Consider the following 16,807-nt stretch of genomic DNA (forward strand, 5'->3'; position numbering starts at 1 on the left):
TTACGTTCAGTGGTTGACGGACGCGGCGTCCAGGAACGCGGGGCGTTCGCCGCCCCCGTGCAGGTGCAGTGCGGCGCCGCTGATGTAGCGCGCGCCGTCGGATGCGAGGAACACGCACGCGTCCCCGACCTCCGACGGATCGGCGAGGCGGCCGAGCGGGACGGTGCGGGCGACCGCCGCGATGCCGTCCTCGTCGCCGTAGTGCAGATGGGCGCTCTCGGTGCGGGCCAGGCCGAGCACGACGGTGTTCACGCGCACCTGCGGGGCCCATTCCACGGCCATCGTGCGCGCGAGGTTCTCCAGGCCCGCCTTGGCCGCCCCATAGGCGCCGGTGCCGGGTGAGGGCCGGGATCCGCTCACGCTGCCGATCATCGTGATGCTGCCCCCGGCACCCTCCTGGCCGCGCATCACCTCGTACGCCGCCAGGGACGCGTACAGCGGTGCCAGCAGGTTCAGTTCGACGATCTTGGCCTGGCGGGCCGGTGCGGACTCGGCGAGCAGACCGAAGGGCGTGCCGCCCGCGTTGTTCACCAGGGCGTCCAACCGGCCGTGATCGGCGGCCACATCGGCGAAGAACGCGTGCGCCGCCTCCGCGTCGCGCAGGTCGAGGGGGCGGAACTCGGCGGCCTCGCCTGCCGCTTCAACCGGCCGGTCCGGCGGTCGGCGGGCACAGACGACGACCCGCGCGCCGGCGGCGAGGAAGCTGCGGGCGATACCGGCGCCGACGCCTCGGGTGCCGCCGGTGACGACGACCACCTGTCGGGTGTCAGTCATCGCTGCTACCTTTCCAACTAACAAATGTTTGGTTGAAGGGCCTGGTTGAAAGGTAGCGGATCCTCTGATGTCTGTCTCCACCTCCGCCCCGGACAAGGGCGTGGCCGTCGTCACCCTCGACTTCCCGCCCGTCAACGCCCTGCCCGTGCAGGGGTGGTTCGACCTGGCGGCCGCGGTGCGCGCGGCGGGCCGGGACCCCGGGGCGCGCTGCGTCGTCCTTGCCGCCGAGGGCCGCGGTTTCAACGCGGGCGTGGACATCAAGGAGATGCAGCGCGACAGCGGCCACAGCGCCCTGATAGGCGCCAACCGCGGCTGCTATGAGGCATTTTCGGCGGTCTACGAATGCGAGGTGCCGGTCGTGGCCGCGGTGCACGGTTTCTGCCTGGGCGGCGGCATCGGCCTGGTGGGCAACGCGGACGCGATCGTGGCGAGCGAGGACGCGACGTTCGGCCTGCCCGAGCTGGACCGGGGCGCGCTGGGCGCGGCGACGCATCTCGCCCGCCTGGTGCCGCAGCACCTGATGCGCGCCCTGTACTACACCTCGCGCACGGCCACGGCGGCGGAGCTGCACGCGCACGGGTCCGTTTGGCGGGTCGTGCCGCGCGAGGAACTGCGCGAGGCGGCACTGGAGTTGGCGCGTGAGATCGCGCGGAAGGACGGGACGCTGCTGCGGTTCGCCAAGGCCGCGATCAACGGCATCGACCCGGTCGACGTCCACCGCAGCTACCGCTTCGAGCAGGGCTTCACCTTCGAGGCGAACCTGAGCGGCCTGGCCGACCGCGTCCGCGAGGGCTTCGGATCGGACTCCGTGAAGAAGAAGGAGGAGGGCAGGGCATGAAGGAAGAAGGAGGGCGGGGCGTGACGGACAAGATCATGACGCCCGACGCGATCGTGGGGCGGTTGCGCAGCGGGATGACGCTCGGCATCGGCGGCTGGGGGTCGCGCCGCAAGCCCATGGCACTGGTGCGGGCCCTGTTGCGGTCCGGGATCACCGACCTCACGGTCGTGTCGTACGGCGGCCCGGACGTGGGACTGCTCGCCGCGGCAGGCAAGATCCGCAAGCTGGTCACGGCGTTCACGACCCTCGACTCGATCCCCCTGGAGCCGCATTTCCGCGCGGCACGCGAGCGGGGCGCGTTCGAACTCGTCGAGCTGGACGAGGCGATGTTCATGCAGGGCCTGACCGCAGCCGCCCAGCGTCTTCCGTTCCTGCCGATCCGCGCGGGCCTCGGTTCGGACGTCCTGCGGGTCAACCCCCAGCTGCGTACGGTCACTTCGCCGTACGAGGACGGGGAGGAGCTGGTCGCCGCGCCCGCCCTGCGGATGGACGCGGCGCTGGTGCACCTGAACCGCGCCGATCGCCTGGGCAACGCCCAGTATCTGGGCGCCGACCCGTACTTCGACGACTTGTTCTGCGAGGCGGCCGACACGGCGTACGTGTCGTGCGAGCGGATCGTCGGCTCGGGCGAGCTCACCGAACGGGCGGCACCGCAGACGATGCTGATCTCCCGGCACGCGGTGACGGGCGTGACCGAGACACCCAAGGGCGCGCACTTCACGTCCTGCGTGCCGGACTACGGCCGCGACGAACCCTTCCAGAAGGCGTACGTGGCCGCGGCGGGCGACCAGGACGCCTGGAAGGAATTCGAGGACCGCTTCCTCACCGGCACCGAGCAGGAGTATCAAGCAGCCGTCCGGACCTGGCACAAGGAGCAGCGATGACGCGGACCGACCCGACGGCTGCGGCCGGCACGCCCGAGGCGACCGCCGTCACCCGCGCCGAGTACTGCGTGATCGCGTGCGCCGAGGCCTGGCGGGACGCAGGCGAGATCCTCGCGTCGCCGATGGGCACGGTCCCCGCGATCGCCGCCCGCCTCGCCAAGCTGACGTTCTCGCCGGACCTGCTGCTCACGGACGGGGAGGCGCTGCTGATCGGCGATGTGCCCGCCGTGGGGGCGCCGTCGGCGGTGACGGAGGGCTGGCTGCCGTACCGCAAGCACCTGACGATGGTCATGGGCGGCAGGCGTCACGTGATGATGGGCGCCAGCCAGATCGACCGCTTCGGGAACCAGAACATTTCCTGCATCGGCTACTGGGAGCGACCCAAGCGCCAGCTGCTCGGGGTGCGCGGAGCTCCGGTCAACACCCTCAACAATCCGGTGAGTTACTGGATCCCACGCCACTCGACGCGCGTCTTCGTCGAGAAGGTCGACATGATCAGCGGTGTGGGTTACGACAGCGCGGCGGCGGCAGGGCCTTCCGCGACCCGCTTCCACGATCTGCGCCGGGTCGTCTCGGACCTCGGCGTCCTCGACTTCGGGGCGGCGGACCACGCGATGCGCCTGGTGTCCCTGCATCCGGGTGTGACGGTCGAGCAGGTGCGTGAGGCGACCGGCTTCACGCTCGCGGCGGTGGACGACGTGCCCTTCACCCGCGATCCGACCGCGGAGGAGCTGCGGCTGATCCGGGACGTGGTGGACCCGCGCGGTCTGCGCGACCGCGAGGTGCGTTCGTGACGCCGCCCCCGGCAGGCATGGAGACGGCCCTGACCAAGTTGGTCGGTGTCCGGTACCCCATCGTGCAGACCGGCATGGGCTGGGTCGCGGGCCCCCGCCTGGTGTCCGCGACGGCGAGGGCGGGTGCCCTCGGCATCCTGGCCTCCGCGACGATGACCGTCGACCAGCTGCGCTCCGCCGTGCGTGAGGTCAAGTCCCGTACGGACGAGCCGTTCGGGGTCAACCTCCGCGCCGACGCGGGCGACGCGCGGGACCGGGTGCGGGTCATCGTCGACGAAGGCGTGCGGGTCGCTTCCTTCGCGCTGGCACCCTCGAAGGAGCTGATCGCGGAGCTGAAGGATGCCGGGGTGGTCGTCATCCCGTCCATCGGCGCGCGGCGGCATGCCGAGAAGGTCGCCGCGTGGGGTGCGGACGCGGTCGTCGTGCAGGGTGGTGAGGGCGGCGGGCACACCGGCGAGGTCGCCACGACCGTGCTGTTGCCGCAGGTCGTGGACGCGGTGGACATTCCGGTGATCGCGGCGGGCGGCTTCTTCGACGGCCGCGGACTCGTCGCCGCGCTCGCCTACGGCGCGGCGGGGGTCGCCATGGGCACGCGCTTCCTGCTGACGTCGGACTCGACGGTGCCGGACGCGGTCAAGGCCCGCTATCTGGCCGCTTCGGTGAACGACATCACCGTGACCACACGGGTCGACGGTCTCCCCCACCGGATGCTGCGGACGGAGCTTGTCGCGTCGCTGGAGAAGTCGGGCCGGTTCTCGTCCCTCGCACGGGCCGCGCGGCACGCGGCGGCGTTCCGGAAGGTGTCCGGCATGGGGTGGGGCGAGATGGTCCGGGACGGGCTTGCGATGCGGCACGGCAAAGGGATGACGTGGAGCCAGATCCTGCTCGCCGCGAACACGCCGATGATGTTGAAGTCGGCGATGGTGGACGGGCTGCCGGAGGCGGGTGTCATGGCTTCCGGTCAGGCGGCGGGGGTCATCGAGGATCTGCCGTCGTGCGAGGAGCTGATCACGGGGGTGATGCTGGAGGCGGCGGAGGTGGTGGCACGGCTGGGCTGAGCCGTGGCCCCACGGGGTAGGGCAGAGGCCTCCGGCGGGGGCTGCCTCCGATGCGGGTCCCGGCCCTCGGACGCCGGACCGGCAGCCCTGTGCTGTGTCGTCCGAGGCCCTGACGGCTGCGGCCTGACAGTCACTCATGCCCCTGCCACAGCTTGGGCGAAGGCCCTCCGGAGGAGCAGCCGGACGCCGGCCGGACGCCGTGCGGCACACAGGATTCCTGGGTCCACACGGGATGCCTTGGGCCGCGCGCCCGCACACGCGTCGCCCAACAGGGGCCTGCTGTTCAGACCCTGGCCACCTCCAGGGAAGCCCGTGCCTTGGCGACCAGGCCGATCGCCCCGCAGGATTCGGCGAGCGCGAGGCCTCGGGCCAGCTCGCTCGCGGAGCCCGCCGCGATCCCGTACTCGACCCGTGCGACCGCGTGTTCATAGGCGCACGGTGACGCCTCCAGGCAGGCGACGGCTCGTCCGTACAGCTCGACCGCGCGCCGACCGCTCTCCAGGGATGCCTCGCACCGCAGGGCCTCGCCGATCGCGGTCTCCGTACCGAAGAGCTCCGCCTGGACCCTGGCGTCGGCGACCAGTTGGGCGGCGCGCCCCGGATCCTCGTCGGCGAGTGCGCGGGCGAGGTCGTACGCCCAGGGGTTGACGACCGTGTTGTAGCAGCCGCGTTCGGCGGCCGTCTTCGCCGCCACCTCCAGCTCACTGACGCCCTCCGGCCGGTGCCCCGTGGCGAGCAGCAGACGGCCCCGCACGGAGTGGATGTCGGGCAGGAGGATCGTGGAGGGGTAGGGCGGCGCGATGCCGTAGCGTTCGGCTGCCTCCTGGGCCTCGTCGATCTTGCCGCGGGAGAGCAGTGTGTCGATGAGCTTGCACGCGGCGTCCCAGTGCATCGGGAGGCCGCTGCCGACGCGGTCGGTGAGACGGAGACTCTCCCGCAGCGAGGCCTCCGCCTCGGCGAGACGTCCGCGCCTGCGGTACACCAGGCCCAACCAGGCCTTGGCGACGGCCAGATGACCGCCGCTCCAGCCCGCGGCCTCGTACGCGCGGACTCCCTCGGCGAAGACGCTCTCGGCGCGGTCGAGGCGGTCGGTGAAGATGTAGGCGCCGCCCAGCATCGTAAGGAGCTCGAAGCCCCACTCCGTGTCGGTCCAGCCGAGCCCGGGCGCGAGGCGGCCGTTGACAAGGGAGCGGTCGCAGAGCTCGACGATCTCCTCCGCGTTCTCGCCGCGGGTCATGGCGTCGAAGGCGCGCAGGATCAGCAGGGCGCGCTCGGAGTTGTCGCGTCCCGGCAGCGGTCCGGCGAGCGCGGCGAGGCGGCGCGAACGGCCCGTCGCGTCATGCTCGCGCGCGTGGATGCCCTCCCACATGTAGTGGACCCCCTCCAGACGCATCCGGTCGGGTCCGGGGTCGAGACGCTCGGCCTCGGCGTCCACGACGCGCAGGGCCTCCTCCAGCTGGTCGTTGTGCACCAGTGCCTGGGAGAGACGGCACACGGCGTCCACGCGCAGCTTGCGGTCGAGCCCCGGGGTGTGGAGCGCCTCACGCAGGTGGCCGATGGTCTTGGCGGGCGAGGTGAGGAGCGTGGCGCAGCCCAGTTCGTAGAGCACGCGCGCGTGGGTCTCGGGCAACGGCGGTTCCTGCAGCGCCCGCTCCAGACAGCGGCGGGCCGCGTCGGGCGCGCCGACCGCGAGGTGCTCGGCCGCCGCTTCGCGCAACTGCCTGACCAGCTCGGGGTCGTCGTCCGGATGCACTTCGAGGAGGTGCCGGGAGGCGGCCGCCGCACCACGGCCCGACAAGGTGACGGCCCAGGCGGCCTGGCCGTGGAACGCGGTGCGGGTGGCGGCCGGGATCGAGCGGTAGACGGTGCTCGCGATCAGCGGATGGACGAATTCCAGGCCCTCGTCGGCGCCGAGCAGGATGCGCGCGGTGCGCAGCCGCTCCGCGCACCGCTCGGCCGCCTCGCGGGTCAGCCCGGCGAGCGAGCCCGCGAGGTCGAGCGGGATGGCGGTGCCCAGGATCGCGGCGGCCCACGCGAACCGTGTGACGTCCGTGCCGAGGCCTTCGAGACGGGCGACGAGTCCGCGGCCGCGCGCCGAGCGGTTCAGGGCGCGCAGTTCGGCGGCGGAGGCCTCCACCGGCTCCAGCTCGCTGTCCTGCACCTTGGCGAGAAGTTCCACGGATTCGTACGGATTGCCGCCGGTGACCGCCCACACCTCGCGGCAGAACGGGGCGTCCGCGTGCTCGCCGAGGGTGGCCCGGGTGAGGCCGGCCGCCGCGTCCGGGGTGAGGGCGCGCAGCGCGGGCAGGGGGCGGGCCGCCGCGCCGACCGCCGCGAGGTGGCGGGCGCTTTCGCCGGTGGCGTCGTCAGGCCGGTGGGCGACCACCACGAGGACGGGCAGTTCGTCGAGGCGCTGGGCGAACGCGGCCAGCCAGTGCAGGGTCTCCTGGTCGGCCCAGTGCGCGTCGTCGATGAGCAGGACCAGCGGCCAGTGCAGCCCCGAGAGGCGTTTGACCGCTTCGACCAGTCCGTCGCACACGCCCTGCGGGTCGGCCTGGACGCCGGTCGGCTCGGCTATGCCGAGCGCGGGGCCCGCGATCTCGTACCAGTCGCCCAGATAGTCGCGTGCCAGCTCCGGGGAGAGACTGACGAGAGCCGGCTGGAGCAACTGGCGTACGACGTTGAAGGGGACGGAGGTGACGGTCTCGCCACCCCGCGCGGACCACACCGTGGCCCGTCCCTCCGCCATGCGGCGCACCTCGGCGAGGAGCGCCGTCTTGCCGATGCCCGCCTCGCCCTGGAAGACGAGCAGCCCGCCCGCCGTGGTCGAGTCCGAGCGCAGTTCGTCGACGGCCTTCGCGGCCGCCGCGAGTTCCGCGTCGCGCTCCCACAGCGGGGCCCAGGTGCCACCTCCGGGCCGTCCCTGCGTCATCGCGCTACCTCCCGAGGTCGCTCAATCGACGTACAGACATCGAGACTAGCTGGGGAGAAGGCCTCACGGTGCGGGGTCCGGGCAGCAACTCCCGCAAGGGGTGAAGGTCAGGTCGCCGACTGAACGCCGTCAGAGGCGCTCGATGATGGTCACGTTCGCCTGACCTCCACCCTCGCACATGGTCTGGAGGCCGAACCGGCCGCCTGTGCGCTCCAGTTCGTGCAGAAGCGTCGTCATGAGTTTGACGCCGGTCGCGCCGAGAGGGTGACCGAGGGCTATCGCACCGCCGTTGACGTTGACCTTCTCCGGGTCGGCGCCGGTCTCCTTCAGCCAGGCGAGGACGACCGGCGCGAAGGCCTCGTTGATCTCGACGAGGTCGATGTCGCCGATGCTCATGCCGGTCTTCTTGAGGGCGTACGCGGTGGCGGGGATCGGCGCGGACAGCATGCGGATGGGGTCCTCGCCGCGCACGGAGAGGTGGTGGATACGGGCGCGGGGCGTCAACCCATGTTCCCGCACGGCCCGTTCGCTCGCGACGAGCAGGGCGGCGGCGCCGTCCGAGACCTGCGAGGAGCATGCGGCGGTGATCGTTCCGTCGTCCAGGACGGGCTTGAGGCCCGCCATCTTCTCCAGGGTCGTGTCGCGGCGCGGGCCCTCGTCGGTGGTCACGTCCGCACAGGCGGTGAGTTCGCGGTCGAAGCGGCCCTCGTCGATGGCGCGGACGGCCCGCTGGTGCGAGCGGAGCGCGAACTCCTCCATGTCGCGGCGGGAGATGCCCCACTTCTCGGCGATGAGCTGGGCGCCGTGGAACTGGTTGACGGGCCGGTCGCCGTAGCGGGCGCGCCAGCCCTCGCTGCCCGCATACGGGCCTTCGGTGAGGCCGAGCGGTTCGGCGGCCTGCCGGGAGGCGAAGGCGATGGGGATCATCGACATGTTCTGTGTGCCGCCGGCGACGACGAGGTCCTGGGTGCCGGAGAGGACGCCCTGCGCCGCGAAGTGCACGGCCTGCTGCGAGGATCCGCACTGCCGGTCGATCGTCACGCCGGGCACCTCTTCGGGCAGTCCGGCCGCCAGCCAGGAGGTGCGGGCGATGTCCCCGGCCTGTGGGCCGACCGTGTCCAGGCAGCCGAACACGACGTCCTCGACGGCGGCCGGTTCGATTCCGCTGCGCTCGACGAGTGCCTTCAGGACATGGGCTCCCAGGTCGGCGGGGTGGACGGCCGAGAGACCGCCCTTGCGCCTGCCGACGGGGGTGCGGACCGCTTCGACGATGTAGGCCTCGGCCATGACTGCGTACTCCTCGTACTCGTCGGTCGGTGCGGTCGCCGGGGTGACGACACGCTCCCTATGTGCGTACGGCGATGCCGTCCAGGACCATCGACAGGTACTGGCGGGCGATCTCCTCGGGGCTGTGGCCGCCGCCGGGGCGGTACCAGGACGCGGCGACCCAGACGGTGTCGCGCACGAAGCGGTAGGCGAGCCGGATGTCCAGGTCGTCCCGGAAGACGCGCTCCGCGACTCCGCGCTCCAGCGTCGTCAGCCAGGTCTTCTCGAAGCGCTGCTGCGAGTCGGCCAGGTACCCGAAGCGCGTCTGTGCGACCAGCTGCTTGGCCTCTTTCTGGTAGATGGCGACGGCCGAGCGGTGCCGGTCGATCTCCCGGAAGGACTCGGTGACGAGTGCTTCGAGGGTCTCGCGGGGGCCGAGCTGCGACTGGAGCACGGTGTCGTACCCGTCCCACAGCTCGGTGAGGAAGGTGGAGAGGATCTCTTCGAGCATCGACTCCTTGGAGTCGAAGTGGTAGTAGAGGCTGCCGGCGAGCATGCCGGCGGCGTCCGCGATCTTGCGGACCGTGGTCGCGTTGTACCCCTGCTCGGCGAAGACGTCGGCCGCGATGGCGAGGAGTTCACCGCGGCGCTCGGGCGAGGGACTCACCGCGGCCTTCTTGGCAGGAGTCTTCTTGGCGGGCGCCTTCTTCGCGGGTGCCTTCTTGCTGCTGGTACTCGTGCTGGTGCTGGTGCTGCTCTGCTTCGGTTTCGACACACGGTCATTCTCCGCCTAGGCGTGCTGGTTGCTGACCGAGACCGTCTCCCCCGTCATGTACGAGGAGTACTCGCTGGCCAGGAAGACGATGACGTTGGCTATCTCCCACGGCTCGGCATGGCGCCCGAACGCCTCGCGCGCGGTGAGCTCTTCCAGCAGCTCCGGAGAGGTGACCTTCGCGAGGTGCGGGTGCATGGCGAGACTGGGCGACACCGCGTTGATCCGTATGCCGTGGGGCGCGGCCTCGACGGCGGCGCAGCGGGTGAGGGCCATGACGCCCGCCTTCGCCGCGGCATAGTGCGCCTGTCCGGCCTGGGCCCGCCAGCCGAGCACCGAGGCGTTGTTCACGATCACGCCGCCACGGTCGGCGGCCCGCATGCGGCGCAGGGCGGCCCTGGTGGAGCGGAACGTGCCGTTCAGTGTCACGTCGATGACTCTGTCCCACTGCTCGTCGGTCATCTCGGTGAGCTCGGCGGTGCCACCGAGTCCCGCGTTGTTCACGACGACGTCCAGGCCGCCGTGGCGCTGCTCCGCCAGGTCGTAGAGCGCCTGCACATGGGCTTCGTCCGTCACGTCGCACGGCGTGCCGTCGACCCGGTCGGCGCCGAACTCCCCGGCCAGCGCCTCCACCGTCTCCTTCGTGCGGCGCGGGTGGGCGTCGCCTATGACGATGCGCGCGCCCTCCTCCAGGAAGCGGCGGGCGGTGGCGCCGCCGATCCCCGCTCCGGCCGCGGCGGTGATGACGGCGGTGCGGCCCGCGAGCAGACCGTGCCCCGGCACGTAGGTGGGCGCGTCCATGCTCGGCCTCCCTTGGTTCTCGGCTGTCTCTCGACTCGCGCTCGACGGCTGACTCGACTTCAGGGTAATCTACCAAACACTTGTTAGGGAAGAGTGCCGGGGAAGACTGGGGAAGAACCGACCGAAGAGGGTGAGCCACTGATGGACCTCGACTTCACCGCAGGGGAAGAGGAGTTCAGGCAGCGGGCGCGTGACTGGCTCGCCGGCCATGTGCCCGCCGAGCCGCTGCCCTCGCTGGAGACGCGGGAGGGTTTCGCGGCCCACCGCGCCTGGGAGGGCGAGCTCGCGGCCGACCGCTGGTCGGTGGTCTCCTGGCCCGAGGAGTACGGCGGGCAGGGCGTCGACATCGTCAAGTGGCTGATGTTCGAGGAGGAGTACTTCGCGGCGGGCGGCCCCGGCCGGGTCTCCCAGAACGGCATCAACCTCCTCGCGCCGACCCTCTTCGACTTCGGCACCGACGAGCAGCGCGCACGGGTGCTGCCGCCGATGGCGAGCGGGGAGGTGATCTGGGTGCAGGCCTGGTCCGAGCCGGAGTCGGGCTCGGACCTCGCGTCCCTGCGCTCCACCGCTCGCCGCACGTCAGGGGGCTGGCTGATCAGCGGGCAGAAGACCTGGTCGTCACGGGCCGCGTTCGCCGACCGCGCGTTCGGCCTGTTCCGCAGCGAACCGTACGAGAGCGGCGGGACCGGCAACGCCAAGCCGCACCGCGGCCTCACGTACCTGATGTTCCCGCTCGACGCGGACGGCGTGACCGTCCGCCCCATCGGGCGCCTCGACGGCAAGCCCGCGTTCGCCGAGCTCTTCCTCGACGACGTCTTCGTGCCGGACGAGGACGTGATCGGCGAGCCGGGCCAGGGCTGGCGGATCGCCATGTCGACGACGGGCAACGAACGCGGTCTGACGCTGCGCTCCCCCGGCCGCTTCGTCGCCTCGGCCGACCGTCTGGTGCGGCAGTGGCGCGCGCACGGCGACCCCGCGGACACCGCGCTGCGCGACCGGGTCGCCGACGCCGCGATCGGGGCCCGCGCCTATCAGCTGTTCACCTGGGCCAACGCGTCGCGCTTCGCGGCGGGCGAGACGATCGGCGCGGAATCGAGCCTGAACAAGGTCTTCTGGTCCGAGTACGACATCGCACTGCACGAGACCGCGCTCGATCTCCTGGGTGCGGAGGGCGAGTTGGCGGACGGCGGCGAATGGGCCGAGGGATATGTCTTCTCGCTCGCCGGGCCGATCTACGCGGGCACCAACGAGATCCAGCGCGACATCATCGCCGAGCGGCTGCTCGGACTGCCGAAGGGACGCCGCTGATGAGGTTCCTCCTCGACGACGAGCAGCGCGAGTTCGCACGCTCGCTGGACGCGATGCTGACGGCGGCGGACACCCCGGCGGCCGCGAGGGCGTGGGCGGCCGGGGACCACGCGCCGGGGCGCGCGTTGTGGGGGCGTCTCGCGGACGCGGACGTGTTCGCCCTGGCCGTCCCCGAGGAGTACGAGGGGATGGGACTGCTCCCGGTCGACATGGTGGTCGCCTTCGTGGAGTTGGGGCGGCATGCGGTGCCGGGACCGGTGGTCGAGACGGTGGCGGCGGGCGCGCTCCTCTCCCGGCTCGCCGAGCTGGGAGAGGCCGCCCCGGCCAAACGGCTCCTTACGGCCCTGGCCTCCGGGGAGGCCATCACGACTCTCGGCCTCCCCGAAGGGGGGCCGTTCGCGCTGGACGCGGACGCGGCGGCGCTACGGCTGACCGTCACGGGCGGCGAGCTGCGCCTTGCCTCCGGGCACGCGCGCGTGGAGCGGTCGCTGGACCCGGTGCGTCGCCTCGCGCGGCTGCGGCCCGGCGAACTCCTCGCCTCGGGCGCGCCGGTGGCGGCGGCTTCCCGGTACGCGGCGGACTGGGCTTCGCTCGCGACGGCCGCGCAGGCCCTGGGGGTCGGGCTCGCCCTGCTCGACAGGACGGTCGCGTACGTGAAGCAGCGCACCCAGTTCGGCACGCCGATCGGCGGCTTCCAGGCGGTCAAGCACCGGCTCGCGGACGTCCTGATAGGCCTTGAGTTCGCCCGCCCCCTGCTGTTCGGGGCGGCGTTGACCCTGGACACGGCAGACGTGGCCGCGGCGAAGGCAGCGACGGGCGAAGCCGCGTACGGCGCCGCGCGGGCGGCACTGCAACTCCACGGGGCCATCGGTTACACCGCGGAGTACGACCTGTCCCTGTGGCTGACGAAGGCCCGGGCACTGCGCGGCGCGTGGCGCGGCCCCGGGGAGTGCCGACGGCTGGTGCTGTCCGGGGACAGGGAGGCCGACTGACCGCGCCAACCCGCCGCTCAAGAGCCGCAGTTCAACGGCGAAACGTCCGCAGCGGGCTCGCGCGGGGACCGATTACGCCTCGCCCACCTGCGCTTATGATCGGCGGCATGGCACTGCGACTCGTTAACGTGAATTTCAAGGCCCGGGACGACTCGACGCTCGGCCGGTTCTGGGCGCAGGCGCTCGGCTGGGGTATTTCCAGCGAAGGCCCCGGCGTGACGAACGTCGAACCCGAGGGTGTCGCCTCACCGGACCCCTCCGCCATCTGCGTCGATGTCGTCACCGTCCCGGACCCCGAGACCGTGGACTACCGCGTGCACATCGACCTCGCCACCACCTCCGTGGCCCACCAGGCGGAGCTGGTCGCACGCCTGAAGGACCTCGGTGCGACACCCGCCGACGTAGGTCAGGGCGACGTCCCGTGGACGGTCATGGCCGACCCTGAGGGCAACGTCTTCTGCGTGCTGGAGCCCCGGGAGATCTACCGGGACACCGGACCGGTCGCCGCGCTCGTCGTCGACTGCGCCGACCCGCGGGCCATGGCCCGGTTCTGGGACGAGGCGATGGACTGGACCCTGCACGAGGTGACCGACGATCACGCGCGGCTGCGTTCGTCCAAGGGTGTCGGACCGTACCTGGAGTTCCTGCGCACGTCCGGCACGAGGACCGCGGTGAGCCGGGCCCATCTCGACGTCGCGCCGTACCCCGATGACGACCAGGCGGCGGAGGTGGCTCGCCTGCGGTCCCTGGGCGCCACCGACGCCGACGTCGGCCAGGGCGATGTTCCGTGGAGGTGCCTCGCCGACCCGGAGGGCAACGAATTCTGCGTCCTCTCCCTGCGCTGACGCGGAACTTCGCCACCTGCGGGTCGTTCGGGGGCTCCTCGGGGCCGAGGTGGCGCCGGGGAGCACCTCACACGTACTCCCATCCCCCCTCGCCCACCTGCTCCCGGGCGGTCCTGCACCATTCCTCGACACCACCCGGGAGCGGCCAGGCCCAGGTAGGGCGGCGCCCCGTGCGCAGTTCGTGGAGGCGGCGGGCCAGGGCAGGGCCCGCGAACTCGGCGCCGTGGGGAACACGCGTGCTCTGCACGGCGCGCAGTTCGGTGAACCGCGCCAGCTCCGCCTCGTACGTCTCCACGGCCCGCTCCGTGCCGGAGTCCACCTCGTCCTGGGGGACGGTCCTCTGCAGCTCCAGAACGGCCGGTTCCACGGATTCGGCGATCGCCGCGGCCAGCCGGGCGTGACCGTCCAGGACCAGATGGCAGTCGAGGCCGCTCACCCACCAGAGCAGGACGGGCGGCAGCGTGCCGTCCCTCGCCTGCTTGCGATACGCCTTGACCCGGGGGTCGTCGGCATCGGGCATGGCCCGCAGCGGGAAGACCTCCCACGAGCCGCTGTGGACGTACCAGTCGATGTACCCGTCGGGGTCACCCTCGATGAGCAGCGAGCGCCAGTACTCCCCGTCGCGCACGCCCCCAGGCTTCCACCCGCGCAGCAGAGGGTCCGGCGACAGCACCCAGCGCCCGTCGTGCAAGGGGCTGTCGGACGACTCGGCGAGCAGGGTCGCGAAGTGGTGGGCCCAGCGCTGCGGGGAGCCCTCGTAGGCACGGGCCATGTGGGCGCGCACGGGTGGGACGAGGGGGCTAGCGCCCCGTCCGGTAGAAGTCGACTCCGTCGCGGTGAGGGTCGACCAGGGCCAGCAGCAGCGGAACCGCGGCGGCACCTTGCGTGACTTGCGTGAGGAGCAGACGATTCCCGGCGGTTCACAGGGACAGGCCGGGCCGTGGCCGCTCGCACACCTTCAGGAGCAGGCCGCTCCAGACACCATCGGTACGGCTGCCGACGGTTCGTTTGCCGTCGGTTCGGGTGAGGTTCGTGCGTCGCGTCCCTCGGCGCGGACCGGGCGATCCCGTTGTGCACATGGACGTGTCGCCCCTCCCTCTGCGTCGACGGCCTGAACTGGATCGTACGTGCGAGTGCGCGCGCCCCTTCATCGCTGCAATGATCAAACACACCGGTGAGGAGAGCGAAAGGGGCAGCACGTGCGCGTAATCGGGCTGATGTCGGGAACTTCGTACGACGCCATCGACGCCGCGGCGGCCGACCTGACGATCGACGGCGACCGCCTGCTGCTCTCCCCGCTGGGTCTGATCACCCGTGGGTACGACGAGGAGCTGCGGACGGCAATCGGCGCCGCGCTGCCGCCCGCCGCCACCACGCTGGCGGACGTCTGCCGCCTCGACACCCGCATCGGCCGGGCCTTCGCCACGGCGGCCGGCGAGGCGGACCGTGAACTGTGCGACGGACGGGCCGAGTTGGTCGCCTCGCACGGGCAGACGGTCTACCACTGGGTGGAGGGCGGCCAGGTGCACGGCACGCTGCAGATCGGCCAGCCCGCCTGGATCGCCGAGGCGACGGGGCTGCCGGTGGTCTCCGACTTCCGCCCCCGCGACATCGCGGCGGGCGGCCAGGGGGCGCCCCTGGTCAGCATCGTCGACCGGATGTGGCTGCGCGGCAGGCCCGGCGCCCCCGCCGCACTGAACCTCGGCGGCATCGCCAACATCACCGCCGCGGACGGCACCGCCTTCGACACCGGCCCCGCGAACGCGCTCATCGACGCAGCGGTGCGCGAGCTGACGAGGGAGCGGCTCACGTGCGACGTCGACGGCGAGATGGCCGCGCGCGGCACGGTCGACGTGGGGCTGCTCGCGGTCCTGCTCGGCGAGCCGTACTACGCGCGCCCCGCCCCGAAGACCACCGGCAAGGAGCTCTTCCATCTGCCCTATCTACGGGCGGCGCTCGCCGGGTACGAGGCACTCGCCCCGCAGGACGTCGTCGCCACGCTCACCCGCCTGACCGCCCGCACGGTCGCCGACGCCGTCAGGTCCGTGCATGCCTCCGAGGTCATCGTCTCCGGCGGCGGCACGCGCAATCCGACGCTGATGGCGTTCCTGCGGGCCGAGTTGGGGAGCGGGATCCCGGTGCGCACCTCCGACGAGCTCGGGCTGCCGTCCGCGGCGAAGGAGGCGTACGCCTTCGCCGTCCTCGGTTTCCTGACGGCGCACGGACTGCCGGGGACGGTGCCGGAGAGCACGGGGGCCCGGCATGCGAGCGTGCTGGGGTCGATCACTCCGGGGCGGGCCGGGGTGCGGGTGCCGGCTCCTGAGGGCGGTGGCCCGGTGCGGCTGGTGGTGGACGGGCAGGGGCGGTGAACTCGCCTCGCCCTCGGGCGAGTACACCGAGCACACCGGACACAGCCGCCCAAAGCCACAGCCGCCCACCACCCCAACAGCGGCCGAACGGTTACCCCGTAGAGGCCCCCTCTCATCCCACTTTCACCGAATGCTCATACCCTGGCGCCCATGACCCAGGTAACCCCTCCCGGCTGGTACCCCGACCCCGGCCAGACAACTGACGGCCCCCGTACCGAACGCTGGTGGGACGGGAACGTATGGACGGACCAGGTTCGCGCGGTGGGATCCGCCGCCGGGTGGGGCGGATCCGCTCCGGCGGCTCCGACGGCTCCCCCGGCCTATCCGCCCGCCGCCCCGACGGGCGCACCCGGCGCATATCCGGGCTATCCCTCTTATCCAGGACAGCCCACCGCCCCTCGGCGCGGCCTTCGCATAGGCATAGCCGTGGGCGTGGCGCTGGTGGTCCTGGCCGGGATAGGCGGCGGCGTCTACTTCCTGACCGCCGACGACGACAACGGGGACAGTGACAGCGCCGCCAAGGGCCCGTCGTCCTCCGCTCCCTCGAAGCCCGGCGCACCCCAGGACCCGCAGGACCCGCAGGACCCGGAGCAGTCACAGCCCCCCGGCGGCTCGGCGCCTCCGTCGGAGGAGGGGTTCGCCACCGATCCCCTCAGCGGCGTCAGCCTCCCGGTGCCGGACGGCTGGACCGGCGCGACCGGCAAGACCGGCGGGGCCTCGGTGACCACGGACCCCTATCCGTGCCCCAGGGAGACCTCCAAGACCTGCACCCGCGGCGGCGCGTACGCGGGGCTCGCCGAGGGCTTCAAGATCGACGCCAAGACGGCGGAGGCGGCCGCCAAGGCGGACATCTCCGTCAATGCCAAGGAGTCGTACGGCGGCAAGACCTACGGCAAGGTCACCTCGCACAAGGAGCTGGAGTCCAAGGCGGTCACCGTGGCCGGCCAGAAGGGCTATCTCGTGCGCTGGAAGGCAGTGACCGAGAAGAGCGACGACGGCTACGTCCAGTCGCTGGCCTTCCCCTCTCCCACCCTGAAGTCCAAGCTCGTCATCGTCCGCTTCGGCATCGACGTCAACGACAAGTCCCCGAAGCTGTCCGTGATGGACGAGATCACCAAGGGGATCAAGGCCGCGTCGGGCGGCGGGGGCGGCAACGGCCAGGAAGTCTGACGGA

General features: G+C 71.9%; 15 protein-coding genes. 9 read left to right on the forward strand and 6 right to left on the reverse strand.

Translation table 11 applies throughout. The features are described from left to right. Positions 1–6 precede the first annotated feature (6 nt). On the reverse strand, positions 7–774 hold the full coding sequence (locus OG302_RS08550; RefSeq protein ID WP_371526204.1) for an SDR family oxidoreductase: 768 nt from the start codon (positions 772–774) through the stop codon (positions 7–9). A 67-nt stretch (positions 775–841) separates the two neighbouring features. On the opposite strand from OG302_RS08550, the gene OG302_RS08555 reads away from it, so the two are divergent. Genes OG302_RS08555 through OG302_RS08570 form a run of 4 tightly spaced genes read left to right on the forward strand, consistent with a single transcriptional unit; the run spans position 842 to position 4,348 of the window. Further along, positions 842–1,612, forward strand: coding sequence for an enoyl-CoA hydratase family protein (locus OG302_RS08555; protein WP_371526205.1), 771 nt, complete (start codon positions 842–844; stop codon positions 1,610–1,612). Then, positions 1,609–2,496, forward strand: coding sequence for a CoA transferase subunit A (locus OG302_RS08560; RefSeq protein WP_371526206.1), 888 nt, complete (start codon positions 1,609–1,611; stop codon positions 2,494–2,496). Before OG302_RS08555 ends, OG302_RS08560 begins: the two co-directional genes overlap by 4 nt. After that, positions 2,493–3,290: a CoA-transferase subunit beta gene (locus OG302_RS08565; protein ID WP_371526207.1), complete on the forward strand. Its 798-nt coding sequence runs from the start codon at positions 2,493–2,495 to the stop codon at positions 3,288–3,290. Before OG302_RS08560 ends, OG302_RS08565 begins: the two co-directional genes overlap by 4 nt. A gap of 17 nt (positions 3,291–3,307) precedes the next feature. Then, positions 3,308–4,348 carry an NAD(P)H-dependent flavin oxidoreductase gene (locus OG302_RS08570; RefSeq protein WP_371750057.1) on the forward strand — a complete coding sequence of 347 codons (1,041 nt, stop codon included), beginning with the start codon at positions 3,308–3,310 and terminating at the stop codon, positions 4,346–4,348. Positions 4,349–4,631: 283 nt separating this feature from the next. On the opposite strand, the gene OG302_RS08575 is transcribed toward OG302_RS08570, so the two are convergent. From OG302_RS08575 to OG302_RS08590, 4 genes are all read right to left on the reverse strand, one after another. Further along, positions 4,632–7,280, reverse strand: a complete 2,649-nt coding sequence (locus tag OG302_RS08575; protein ID WP_371526208.1) for an AAA family ATPase — start codon at positions 7,278–7,280, stop codon at positions 4,632–4,634. A 129-nt stretch (positions 7,281–7,409) separates the two neighbouring features. Next, a complete protein-coding gene (locus OG302_RS08580; protein WP_371526209.1) occupies positions 7,410–8,567 on the reverse strand; it encodes an acetyl-CoA C-acetyltransferase in 1,158 nt (385 codons plus the stop codon). A 58-nt stretch (positions 8,568–8,625) separates the two neighbouring features. Further along, the gene (locus OG302_RS08585) at positions 8,626–9,213 is read right to left on the reverse strand and encodes a TetR/AcrR family transcriptional regulator (protein ID WP_371750058.1); all 588 of its coding nucleotides are present in this window, start codon (positions 9,211–9,213) and stop codon (positions 8,626–8,628) included. A gap of 123 nt (positions 9,214–9,336) precedes the next feature. Beyond that, on the reverse strand, positions 9,337–10,119 hold the full coding sequence (locus OG302_RS08590; protein WP_371526210.1) for an SDR family oxidoreductase: 783 nt from the start codon (positions 10,117–10,119) through the stop codon (positions 9,337–9,339). 141 nt (positions 10,120–10,260) lie between these two features. On the opposite strand from OG302_RS08590, the gene OG302_RS08595 reads away from it, so the two are divergent. The 3 genes from OG302_RS08595 (at position 10,261) to OG302_RS08605 (ending at position 13,264) form a co-directional block, all read left to right on the forward strand. Beyond that, entirely contained in the window at positions 10,261–11,427 is a 1,167-nt protein-coding gene (locus OG302_RS08595; protein WP_371526211.1) for an acyl-CoA dehydrogenase family protein, read from the forward strand. Then, the gene (locus OG302_RS08600; RefSeq protein WP_371526212.1) at positions 11,427–12,419 is read left to right on the forward strand and encodes an acyl-CoA dehydrogenase family protein; all 993 of its coding nucleotides are present in this window, start codon (positions 11,427–11,429) and stop codon (positions 12,417–12,419) included. The genes OG302_RS08595 and OG302_RS08600 overlap by 1 nt, the downstream gene beginning before the upstream one ends. A gap of 107 nt (positions 12,420–12,526) precedes the next feature. Continuing rightward, a complete protein-coding gene (locus OG302_RS08605; RefSeq protein ID WP_371526213.1) occupies positions 12,527–13,264 on the forward strand; it encodes a VOC family protein in 738 nt (245 codons plus the stop codon). Between the two features lie 67 nt (positions 13,265–13,331). Here the strand turns inward: OG302_RS08605 and OG302_RS08610 are convergent, their stop codons facing one another. Then, complete coding sequence (locus tag OG302_RS08610; protein ID WP_371526214.1) at positions 13,332–14,048, reverse strand: hypothetical protein; 717 nt, start codon at positions 14,046–14,048, stop codon at positions 13,332–13,334. Positions 14,049–14,463: 415 nt separating this feature from the next. Between OG302_RS08610 and OG302_RS08615 the strand changes: the two genes are divergently transcribed. Together OG302_RS08615 and OG302_RS08620 are read left to right on the forward strand one after the other, a co-directional pair. Beyond that, positions 14,464–15,633 carry an anhydro-N-acetylmuramic acid kinase gene (locus OG302_RS08615; protein WP_371526215.1) on the forward strand — a complete coding sequence of 390 codons (1,170 nt, stop codon included), beginning with the start codon at positions 14,464–14,466 and terminating at the stop codon, positions 15,631–15,633. Positions 15,634–15,783: 150 nt separating this feature from the next. Then, a complete protein-coding gene (locus OG302_RS08620; protein ID WP_371526216.1) occupies positions 15,784–16,803 on the forward strand; it encodes a DUF2510 domain-containing protein in 1,020 nt (339 codons plus the stop codon). Positions 16,804–16,807: the final 4 nt, after the last annotated feature.

Origin of the sequence: Streptomyces sp. NBC_01283, from assembly GCF_041435335.1 — a bacterium.
In the GTDB taxonomy this organism is placed as follows: Bacteria; Actinomycetota; Actinomycetes; order Streptomycetales; family Streptomycetaceae; genus Streptomyces.